Below are 10,134 nucleotides of genomic sequence, written 5' to 3'. Positions count from 1 at the left end.
GTCCGGCTTCCCCTTTGTGTGCGGCTGCGCCATTGAGACAGAATTCTCTGGGTCCACCTTCGATGGCGTAAGTGGTGAGCCTTTCACCATTATCTACGTTTAAAACGTCAACCCGCTCGAAGGGAAGAATCCCTGATTTCTCCAACAAATCCACATCTATAGAAATTGAACCTTCGTAATCGACATTTGCGTCGGTGATGGTTGCTCTGTGAATTTTTGACTTCAAAAGGCAACGATTGCCCATAGTATCCTCCTTCAGGAGTATTTAATTGTCCTGAACGGATAAGCGGATAACATGAGCCAAAAAGATAATCAATACAATAAATATTACCATTATTCATTAAAAAATAAGCGCACATAAAAAAAGACCGGAAATTACCGGTCTTCATTTATTCTCAATTTTAAAATATAGCTAACTGAATGCAAACTTCCGCCTTATAAACGCCACCAAAGAAAGGCCGCCGCCGAACAAAAGCACCGCAGCAGGAATTGGTGTCGGGCTGTGTGAAATCTCACCTTTCGTGAACTGCCAGCGTTTATTTATATAAAAATTTGTTCCGGTAAGTGTGTTATCATTACTTATTTCAGCCCATTCAACAGAAAAATCAAATTTCTTATTTGGCGAAGTAAACTGAAAGTCAGGATTAACCTGATTAATACCAGAAGTTTCAAGTCCAGTCATAATTACGGAGCGCTTGGTATCGTCAGCATATCGCCAAGTCCATGAAGAACTGGGATTATTCTTAATGTTTACCTTCTTAATTGAAACTTCAGGCTCAACCACCCAAATCTGCATTGTATGCACACCAGGAGCTTCATTATACCAATTTTTACCATTAATTGTCGCTGCCGCAGCTGTGGAAGCAAACATCAAAACCATCAATAAATTCAAACTTAAAATACGCAAAAGATATTTCATCCGCCCCTCCTATTTATCAATCAACCGCCACCTACAGCCGGAAACACGCCGACCCTGTCTCCATCTGAAAGAACTGAATCAAATTTTGAAGAGACCCCGTTGATGAAAACAATCTTAACTTCATCAATAGGAATCCCAACCCTATGAAGTACATCGTTTACAGTTTCCCCCTCAATCAAGGGGAAATTATCTGCATCTTCCGGGGCTTTATCCGCAAATGTTGCGTAGCACAGCAAGGTAATATTCATAAATCTCCAATAACTATCAAGACAATAACACGCAGTGCCGCAATGCTGAGAACTATCTTTTGAATTATAACCACTGAATGCTGCACCTCAAACTATCTAGACATAACCATCGTTTGCAAATTTAAATAAATATTCGATTAAAATCAACCACTGCAAGAGCAATAAAAAAAGTCCGGCAGGACTAATCCTGCCGGACACAAAGAAGCTATTTATACTTAACTTATGCAGAGAAAGCTTTCTCGAAGTTAGGTACAACCTGCTTTTTGCGGGACATTACGCCTTCAAGGTATACTTTGGTACCTTCGGGAGCAACGCCGAATGCTTTTTCAACAACGGAAGGATCGTCGGAAACGATGAGCATTTCGGAACCTTCTTTCATGATGTCGGTCAGAAGCAGGAAGCAGCTGTGACGGCCATCAGCTTTAACTTTTTCAAGTTCAGCGTAGAGGTCATCTTTGATTTCGTCGAAAACGGTCAGGTCAACAACTTCGAGCTGGCCAATACCAACTTTGTTGCCGGACATATCGAAATCTTTGTAGTCACGGAAGATGAGTTCGTTCATGGAAGCGCCAGCTACTGCGGACTTAACGTTGAACATTTCCATTCCGAGAGCCATAACATCTTCAACACCAGCGATCTTAGACAGTTCTGCAACAGCTTCTTTATCAGCTTCGGTGCAGGTTACGGACTTGAACATAACGGTGTCAGACAGGATTGCACAGAGAAGTACACCAGCAATGTTTTTGGGGATTTCTACATTGTAGAACTTGTACATTGCATTGATAACGGTACCGGTGCAACCAACAGGCCATACCCACATTTCGAGGGGGTTGGGAGTAGTAACATCACCGAGTTTGTGGTGGTCAACTACTGCAACTACTTCACCTTTATCAAGGTTGTCCATGGACTGAGCGAGGTCAGAGTGGTCAACGAGGATAACTTTCTGATCAGTAGCGTCGGTCATGATTTCGGGAGCAGCGCAACCGAATTTTTCGAGAACAAAAGCGGTCTCAGGAGCGAGTTCGCCCTGTGCAACAGCTTTGGTTTCTTCTTTTGCTTTAGACCACAGGTCTGCAATTGCGATTGCGGATGCAATGGTATCGGTATCGGGATTCTTGTGTCCTACTGCGATAATAGCCATAATAATTTCCTCCTAAGAAATATGGTAGCTTAATAGAGCTTGTGTCTTCTATCACAATCTTTTTTCTCTGCCAAGGGCTACATGATCCCGGCAAGGATAATAAAGCCGAATAAGACCACTCCGAAGACAAAAGTGGCGTAAGCTTTGCGCAGCCTCAGTGCTAAAAGACCTCCAAGACTAGCGGCTATCCATAAAAAAGACCATTTCATATCCACTCCGGCGACCAGAGGTCCCCATTTGTGAAAAAATATACAAAGGATATAATGAAGGATTATGGTACTTGTCCAGAAAAAAAGCCAAGAAGTGACAAAAGTTCTTAAAATAGATTGAAAAACAAGCTTTTGCGGGAGCTGATTACCTGCTTTTCCCTTGCGTGCCCAGCCGATTAGCTTGTTGTGTCCACGATTATGCCATTGCCTTAACGAATAATCCAGCCAAGAACCGAACCGGGCCAGCGGCAGACAGGCCAATAAAACGACCATGACTTGCCGTGGATCAGTAAAGGCAAAGGAAGTAGTTAATGCCAGGGCGGCAAATGTTGGAGCAAGAATATGTGGGGGAATGTAGGTTCCTGCCGGGATATTATCCAGCCAGAACAACTCAAAGAATACCGCAATTTTTAAACTTGTGGCAACATCACCCGTGACAGCACCCCAGAGAGCACCTACGACAAGAGGACGCTCAAGAAGGCCGGGATTTATCGTGAAGCGGAAAAGCGAAAAAATCGCAAAAAAAAACCAATCACCGCCACCCATACTGGAAACGACAGAGCTAATCCTTGGAACAGACTCATGAGAACCTCACCTGAACAGGATCATTGGGGACACAGCGAAAATCAAGTTCTATGCCCTGCCCTTTAAAATAATGAAGACAGGACTCATCATCCGAGCTAAGAGCCACACTGGGGGAAATTTGCTTCTTACCGGGACCGTAATGAATATTACCGATATTCACGGAATTAAACCTGAACCCGGAATCAAGTGCCCGACGAACATCGGCGCATGATGAAAAAAGAATGATCGTGCTGCCGTTTCCATTAGCAAGTGCAATAATCTTATCGTTCAATTCTTCGACAAGACAGAAAGCACAGCTAACCGACTGCGGAATAGCCAACGACATAATCTGCTGTTGCAAATCATCCCCGGCTACAGCATCGTTAGCCACGATGATATTCTTTGCGTGGGTGTACGGTAGCCAAGTTTCAATGATCTGCCCATGAACAAGACGGTTATCAATTCTCACCCACATCATGGCTACCCTTTCGTAGTTCGTTTTCGCAGCATTTCACCTGCAATTACAATCCCTTTAGCCGCAGCCTTGCTGACTTCCCCAGCCATTTTCTGCAAGGATTCATTGCGCATCTGAAATGCCTTGAGAAGCATGGGCAGGCTCACTCCGGTGACAACCTCAATATCATCTCCCTGAAGAAGGGAAAGACTAAGATTGGTAGGTGTTCCGCCGAACATGTCGGTAAGAATCAGGACTCCGTTTCCATTCTTAACTTCGGAGATATGACCTTTAAGCGATTCCACAGCGGCATCAATGCCCTGCGAAACATCCACGCTTAAGGAGAGAACTCCCTCCTGCGGACCAACAATTAATTCACCCGCTTCAATCAGCGCCTGCCCGAAGTTACCATGGGTAACGAGAACTATACCGTTTTTACTTGATTCTATGCCCATCAATCTTCCTAATAAATTCAAATATATTAACTATTTCAAATGAATATGTTTATGTTCAAGAGAAACAGAATAACCATTATCCTTAAGAGTTGCAAATACCCTTTCAGCGGTGGCAACGGAACGGTGTCTTCCACCGGTACATCCAACAGCAATAGTCAGCCTGTATCTTCCTTCCGCTTCGTAAAGCGGAAGCACATATTGAAGGAAATCGAGATATTTCTCAATAAAAATTGAACCCGGTTCCGTACCGAGAACATAATCTGAAATAGCTTTATCCTGACCAGAGAGAGGACGAAGTTCCTCTTCAAAGTACGGGTTAGGCAGGAAGCGGAGATCCATAACCATGTCCGCAGCAGTAGGAACATCGTGCTTAAAGCCAAAAGACATCACATGGACTCGGAGACCTCTCGTCTTTTCACTTAACTCAGCCCACTTTTCCTGAATCCTGCGGCGAAGATCATGAATAGAATAGGTGGTGGTATCAATAACGAGATCAGCCTGCTGCCGGACTTCACCGAGAATCTCCTTTTCCCGTTCCAAAGCCTGTTCCAATCCAATATCTCTGGACTCAAGAGGATGCAGACGTCGGGTGGTTGCATAGCGGCGCACCAGCTCTGGAAGACGCGCTTCAAGGAAAAGAATGCTGGGCGTGTAGCCTTTGCGGGTCAATTCTTCACGAGTGCTTTCCCAGTCGGAGCTGAACTCCAGCTGTCGCAGGTCCATCCCCAGCACCAGCCCACGGTATGCATTGTCTCGGGTGTTGAACAAATCTACCAGACGGGAAAGCATCCCTGCAGGCAGACCGTCGACGCAGAAAAAGCGTAGATCCTCAAACACCTTTAGCACTGTGGATTTCCCGGCGCCGGAAAGACCGGTAACAACAATCACAGGAAAAGAGTCATCCGTAACCACCTTGAAGCCCTCCTTTAACTCTAGCCCACAAATAAAATTAGCAATGACCTAGGTTCATTGCTAATCTAATTATTTATATCTTTTAAACAACTTTAATCTTATGCGATACCGAGAAGGCGAAGTAATTCATCCTTGTCCGCAGTATCGATAAAAGCCTGCCGGAACGGCTCATCCTTGAGTTGCCGCGAAATCTGGGCCAGCACCTTCAAATGAGCACCGGCCCCCTGCTCGGGGGCCAGTACCATAAAGAATATTTTACAGGGCTGCATATCCAAAGATTCAAAGTCTACGCCCTCACTGGAGCGACCAACGACAACAACTATATCTTCAAGACATTCCAGTTTTCCATGGGGGATGGCAATGCCATCCCCTATTCCTGTTGTTCCAAGTTTCTCACGATCATTAAGGACCTTCAGGGCATTTTCCACGTCTACATCAAGACCTGCGTCTTTCAGGGTGGAAACCATTTCTTTCAGAACTTCGCCCTTATCAGAGGCGTTCAGTTCATATATAACAAGATCCTTCGCCAGATTGTCAGTTATGTTCATTAGTTAGTATCCCGGGTCAATTAAACCGAAATCGCCATTGTTGCGGCGGTATATTACATTTATGGCTTCGTTGTCCGCGTTGCGGAATACGAGGAATTCATGGTCAAGGGTCTGCAACTGCTCTGCTGCTTCATCAATACTCATGGGCTTGGGAACGAAGGAGTCAGACTCCACAATCACTGGTTCCCGGTACTCTTCCTCACCGTAACTGAGAATATCCATTCGCGCAGGAGCAGACTCCTTACGCCTGTGGCTTCTCATCTTTTCATTTGCGCGACGAAGCTGGGCTTCAAGCTTATCCAGAACCATATCCACGGTAGAATACATGTCCTCGGACACTTCGTAAGCTGAGACATGCAGATGGTCGGAAGTAAAAACAACTTCCGCAACGTGTCTGAACTTATCAACTGACAAATTCACCTGCATATCAGTATTGTCAGGATTGCTGACGTACTTTGCCAACTTGGAGAAACGGCTGTTTGCATATTCCTTAAGATGTTCGGATGCGTCGAAGTTCTTAAAAGTAAATGCTACGTTCATAAAGAGCCTCCTTAGTAAGGGGTGAATATGCGTTGATTTCTCCGAACTACATTAGAAGACCTTTTTCCTTTTCGAGGAGGAGAGTATCCCCATTGCAGTTCTATACTTGGCTACGGTCCTTCTGGCGATATTGACTTCCAGCTTCTCTTTGAGAATCTCAGCGATCTTCTCGTCACTGAGGGGCTTCTTTCCGTCTTCTTCACCGATCAATTTCTTGATCGTCGCCTTGACGGATTCGGAACCGACCTGAGATCCGTCGTCCAGACCGAGAGCACTATTAAAAAAGAACTTTAGCTCATAGATTCCATGCGGAGTCGATACATACTTATTCGTTGTAATTCGGCTCACAGTGGATTCATGCATTTCGATGTCTTCCGCCACCTCCTTAAGAATAAGCGGCTTAAGCTTGGTGACACCTTCGGCGAAAAAATCGCGCTGGAATCTCACTATGGATTCAAGAACTTTATATAAGGTACGCTGCCGCTGATACAGGCTCTTCATCAGCCATTGAGCGGAGCGCATCTTGTCTTGAAAGTATTCTTTGTCATCCCCTTTTGTGGATGCCAATGTCTCCACATAAAATGCATTCATCTGCAGTTTGGGAAGACCGTCTTCGTTTAGAACTATGACAAAATCTCCGTCATATTCATAAACATAAGCATCCGGGCTGACATAGAAAGAGTCTCCACCTGAAAAACTTGCTCCCGGAAGAGGATCAAGTGTCTGCATCAAGTCCAGATAACTCTTCAAATCCTCCATGCTAAGCTTGAATTTCCTTGCAAGCGGTTTGTAACGCTTTTTTTCAAGGTCATCCAAATGATCACGTACCAACGAGACCAGAATCGGATCATCGTCGAGCTTTAAAGCCTCAAGCTGAATCAGTAGACATTCCTGCGGCGTTCTTGCTCCTACCCCTACAGGGTCGAACCGCTGGATGCGGTAGAGCACACTTTCTACATCTTCGATTTCAGCATAGCACGTTTCACAAACTTCTTCCAAGTCAATCCGTAAAAAACCTCCGGAACTTAAATTACCGATAAGACACTCACCTATGGTGATTTCTGCCTCAGTAAAATCGGAAAGACTCATCTGCCAATGCAAATGCCCTTCGAGCGAGGTTGTCTTGGTCAAACGGGCTTCAAACGAAGTACCCTCTTCATAAGACTCGGATTCACGGGAAGCGGACTGCTTTGACGTACTGGAAAATTCACCGAGATAATTTTCCCACTCCGCTTCCTTGGAAATTTGTGCTTCCTCTGCAGTAGCGGTACCTGCATCAGCATCAGCAGCATCAGTCCTTTCCTGCGCTTCAGCTTCTTCAAGGATAGGATTTTCCATCAGCTCCTGATGAACGGAATCCACCAGTTCCAAGCGGGAAAGCTGCAACAACTTGATAGCCTGCTGCAACTGAGGAGTCATCACCAGCTGCTGAGTAAGCTTTAATTGTTGTCTAAGTTCCAACCCCATATTATCAGGCCACCTTCTATTTATATCTAATTCAATTTATTTCAATCAGTTATCAGCCGAGAACAGAAAAAACACTTTCTAGGTTCCCTCAACCTTGATTCAACTATGCCACATCCATTTTCAAGATGCAACAAAGACCTCTGAATCATCTGAAATTTATGGATTTTTTATATACAGAAAATGTATATGAAAAAAGTGTACCAATGTTCTGGCAGACTGTAAATCAACAATGACAAATTTAATTAAACTTTACACAATAAAGGCCGGGATTACTGAATAAATCCCGGCCTGAATATTTAATGCTTAATGCACAGACTGCTAAAGACTAAAACTGTCCCCCAAATAAAGCCTGCGCGCCTTGGTATTTTTAACAATACTTTCCGGTGAACCATTAAGTATTACCCGGCCTTCGTACACAAGATATGCCCTGTCGCAGATGGAAAGGGTCTCGCGCACATTGTGGTCGGAAATAAGAATACCCAGCCCCATATCCTTCAACGAAGAAATAATGTCCTGAATATCAATAACCGCAATGGGGTCAATCCCTGCAAACGGCTCATCAAGCAAAATGAACTTGGGATTGTTAATCATGGCACGGGCAATTTCCAAACGGCGTCGTTCACCACCTGAAAGGTACATAGCCTTCTGGTCGGCAAGACGCAGGATGCCCAGTTGGTCCAGAAGTTCATCCGCTCTCTTGGGAATATCCTTACCGGAAAGACCGGTATGCTCAATGATGATTTCAAGATTTTTACGTACAGACAACTTTTTGAAAATGGAGCTTTCCTGCGGCAGATAGCTGAGCCCCATACGAGCCCGCTCATGCAGAGGCAGACGGGTTATCTGTTTCTTATTGAAATAGACATCCCCGGAAGTAGGCTTAACCACTCCCACCAGCATATAAAAAGTGGTTGTTTTACCGGCTCCGTTCGGACCCAGCAACCCTACAACCTCTCCCTCGCGCACAGTAAGCCCGATTCCGCGGACAACCTCTTTAGGTCCGTAGTTCTTGACCAATTTCTTGGCGATAATCGAAGACATAATTTTTCCTACTGCGACACATTTTTCGGGGTATAGAAAATAGCCTCGATAGGCTTCTTGCCGCCGACAACCTCAGCACGGTTATCTTTAATGTAAAATTTGATTTCATCGCCCTGAATATTGTTGGGGCCATCCAGCAATTCAGCATTACCTTTCATGTATATGATGGAATCACCAACCACATAAGTCAGCTTATCGCACTGACCTTTGCGCTTTTTCATCACCACCTTAACATTACCGCCGGCAACGATTTTCTTAATCTTGTCCTGAGTATCGGAAAGAGAATCGCCGTCTGGGCGTAAATAGGCAGTCAGGGTGTCAGAAGTGAGAGTTACATCCAGACGTATAACCTTTACATTACCTGAAAAAGTAATCTGGTTGCGGTTTTCGCTGAATGTCATTTTGGTAGAAGTAATCTTAATGGGAACTTCATCCGGGCCGCCGGGGACACGCTTCTTGCGCGGTTTCTCTTTCTCAACGACCGGGGCATCAGCTGAAAGATAAGTGCCATACACATAACCGATGAGCTTGGCTTCTTTATTCTGATCAGCCTTGAAAACAGGATACCACTTTCCTTCGAGTTGACCAACGACGACCGGCTGTCCTTTTTCCAGCTTATTTACAATAAGGGCTTTAACATCAGGCTCGGAACGGACATTCAGAACTGCTGTCGCATAGAGAGTTTTAGTCTCGACCGGAGCGATCAGCATTTCATCCATTGCCTTTTCCATGGCGGCAAGTTCATTGCCACGCTTCAGCTCTTCCTTAATCTTTTCATTCTTTTCAGCCTTGATCTCTGCTTTACGGGCATCAATTCCAGCCATCTGAGTCTTTTCAAGATTTGCAGGATAAGGAGCAAGGAAAGGCCCCCAAGCATAACCCCAGACCGGAGTATCATTTTTAACAATGGTATCAATACGGTAAAGGGCATACATTCCACCCTTCACTTTATTAACCTGAGCACGATGTCCGGGGCTAAGCACACCCACGGCTCTGGAAGTAGCCACAGGCTTTTCAATTACATTGATCCGACGCACCGCATACCGAATACGTGCATCGTCATTGACCATATCAACTTCAGATTGCTTGACATAGCCAAGAGCATCAGCCTCGGAAACGACCTTTGCATCCGGCTTGAAAAAGGCATACCAGCCATTCCTGAGGAAACCTACTTTGATCTTGTCTCCGGACTTGAGCATTCCACCTGTAGAAGACTTTACAGTGCGTTCCAGATGGTATTTCATGTCCTTTCCAACATAGCGGATATCCCCCCAATCCGCGAGCGGGCTATCCGCAGCAGCGGGGATGACCACTTTACGGGAAACATATCCGACCGGCTTAACATCCTTTTCATCGGAAGCCGGATAGATATGGAGCCAGCCATCTTTCTCCGGGCCGACAAGAAAGCTTTCCGCCGGGGAAAGAATCCAGACAACATTCGCCTTGAGAGAAGGCTCTGAACGGACGTTGGCGATAGTCCTTGCAATCTTCAGTTGAGATTTATCATAAGCATGTACGCTGGAGCTGGCCGTAAGAAAGGCCAGAACAAACAACACAATAAAAACAGCAGAAGAAAAAAATACTGGTACAGACCTGCCGCGCAAAAATGAACTATTTCCAAATATATTTATCAAAT

The 10,134-nt window shown here is 45.1% G+C and carries 13 protein-coding genes (1 of these 13 only partly in view); all 13 read right to left on the bottom strand.

The annotated features are described in order from the left end of the window. A protein-coding gene (gene panD, locus ACNI29_RS16215; RefSeq protein ID WP_419779416.1) for an aspartate 1-decarboxylase crosses the window boundary here: on the bottom strand, nucleotides 1–244 show its 5' portion. Its footprint begins 110 nt before the window's first position; 244 of the gene's 354 nt are visible here — the first part of the coding sequence; it begins with the start codon at nucleotides 242–244; the stop codon falls past the left edge of the window. Between the two features lie 168 nt (nucleotides 245–412). After that, complete coding sequence (locus tag ACNI29_RS16210; protein ID WP_419779415.1) at nucleotides 413–919, bottom strand: hypothetical protein; 507 nt, start codon at nucleotides 917–919, stop codon at nucleotides 413–415. A gap of 20 nt (nucleotides 920–939) precedes the next feature. Beyond that, complete coding sequence (locus tag ACNI29_RS16205) at nucleotides 940–1,167, bottom strand: MoaD/ThiS family protein (RefSeq protein ID WP_419779414.1); 228 nt, start codon at nucleotides 1,165–1,167, stop codon at nucleotides 940–942. A 220-nt stretch (nucleotides 1,168–1,387) separates the two neighbouring features. Continuing rightward, nucleotides 1,388–2,308, bottom strand: coding sequence for a manganese-dependent inorganic pyrophosphatase (locus ACNI29_RS16200; protein WP_419779413.1), 921 nt, complete (start codon nucleotides 2,306–2,308; stop codon nucleotides 1,388–1,390). Between the two features lie 77 nt (nucleotides 2,309–2,385). Continuing rightward, a complete protein-coding gene (locus tag ACNI29_RS16195; protein ID WP_419779412.1) occupies nucleotides 2,386–3,063 on the bottom strand; it encodes a PTS sugar transporter subunit IIC in 678 nt (225 codons plus the stop codon). A gap of 34 nt (nucleotides 3,064–3,097) precedes the next feature. After that, nucleotides 3,098–3,559, bottom strand: coding sequence for a PTS sugar transporter subunit IIB (locus ACNI29_RS16190; RefSeq protein WP_419779411.1), 462 nt, complete (start codon nucleotides 3,557–3,559; stop codon nucleotides 3,098–3,100). Between the two features lie 2 nt (nucleotides 3,560–3,561). Further along, nucleotides 3,562–3,990 (bottom strand): PTS sugar transporter subunit IIA, encoded by a 429-nt coding sequence (locus tag ACNI29_RS16185; protein WP_419779410.1) that lies wholly within the window; start codon nucleotides 3,988–3,990, stop codon nucleotides 3,562–3,564. A 30-nt stretch (nucleotides 3,991–4,020) separates the two neighbouring features. Further along, entirely contained in the window at nucleotides 4,021–4,902 is an 882-nt protein-coding gene (gene rapZ, locus ACNI29_RS16180; RefSeq protein ID WP_419779409.1) for an RNase adapter RapZ, read from the bottom strand. 98 nt (nucleotides 4,903–5,000) lie between these two features. After that, entirely contained in the window at nucleotides 5,001–5,450 is a 450-nt protein-coding gene (locus ACNI29_RS16175) for a PTS sugar transporter subunit IIA (protein ID WP_419779408.1), read from the bottom strand. Nucleotides 5,451–5,453: 3 nt separating this feature from the next. Next, nucleotides 5,454–5,990, bottom strand: coding sequence for a ribosome hibernation-promoting factor, HPF/YfiA family (gene hpf / locus ACNI29_RS16170; protein WP_419779407.1), 537 nt, complete (start codon nucleotides 5,988–5,990; stop codon nucleotides 5,454–5,456). Nucleotides 5,991–6,041: 51 nt separating this feature from the next. Further along, entirely contained in the window at nucleotides 6,042–7,457 is a 1,416-nt protein-coding gene (rpoN, locus tag ACNI29_RS16165) for an RNA polymerase factor sigma-54 (protein WP_419779406.1), read from the bottom strand. Between the two features lie 318 nt (nucleotides 7,458–7,775). Next, on the bottom strand, nucleotides 7,776–8,498 hold the full coding sequence (gene lptB, locus ACNI29_RS16160; RefSeq protein ID WP_419779405.1) for an LPS export ABC transporter ATP-binding protein: 723 nt from the start codon (nucleotides 8,496–8,498) through the stop codon (nucleotides 7,776–7,778). Between the two features lie 8 nt (nucleotides 8,499–8,506). Then, nucleotides 8,507–10,132, bottom strand: coding sequence for an LptA/OstA family protein (locus tag ACNI29_RS16155; RefSeq protein WP_419779404.1), 1,626 nt, complete (start codon nucleotides 10,130–10,132; stop codon nucleotides 8,507–8,509). Nucleotides 10,133–10,134 lie beyond the last annotated feature (2 nt).

Source organism: Maridesulfovibrio spiralis (SeqCode) (assembly GCF_048571135.1).
Lineage (GTDB): Bacteria > Desulfobacterota > Desulfovibrionia > Desulfovibrionales > Desulfovibrionaceae > Maridesulfovibrio > Maridesulfovibrio spiralis.
The sequence above is the reverse complement of the archived record's forward strand: the minus strand, read 5'-3'. Positions and strand labels throughout refer to the sequence as shown.

Bases quoted from the DNA above. Each gene is read 5' to 3' on its own strand.
- ACNI29_RS16210 (WP_419779415.1), bottom strand. From the start codon at position 919: ATGAAATATCTTTTGCGTATTTTAAGTTTGAATTTATTGATGGTTTTG.
- ACNI29_RS16205 (WP_419779414.1), bottom strand. From the start codon at position 1,167: ATGAATATTACCTTGCTGTGCTACGCAACATTTGCGGATAAAGCCCCG.
- ACNI29_RS16200 (WP_419779413.1), bottom strand. From the start codon at position 2,308: ATGGCTATTATCGCAGTAGGACACAAGAATCCCGATACCGATACCATT.
- ACNI29_RS16195 (WP_419779412.1), bottom strand. From the start codon at position 3,063: ATGGGTGGCGGTGATTGGTTTTTTTTTGCGATTTTTTCGCTTTTCCGC.
- ACNI29_RS16190 (WP_419779411.1), bottom strand. From the start codon at position 3,559: ATGATGTGGGTGAGAATTGATAACCGTCTTGTTCATGGGCAGATCATT.
- ACNI29_RS16185 (WP_419779410.1), bottom strand. From the start codon at position 3,990: ATGGGCATAGAATCAAGTAAAAACGGTATAGTTCTCGTTACCCATGGT.
- ACNI29_RS16175 (WP_419779408.1), bottom strand. From the start codon at position 5,450: ATGAACATAACTGACAATCTGGCGAAGGATCTTGTTATATATGAACTG.
- hpf (WP_419779407.1), bottom strand. From the start codon at position 5,990: ATGAACGTAGCATTTACTTTTAAGAACTTCGACGCATCCGAACATCTT.
- rpoN (WP_419779406.1), bottom strand. From the start codon at position 7,457: ATGGGGTTGGAACTTAGACAACAATTAAAGCTTACTCAGCAGCTGGTG.
- lptB (WP_419779405.1), bottom strand. From the start codon at position 8,498: ATGTCTTCGATTATCGCCAAGAAATTGGTCAAGAACTACGGACCTAAA.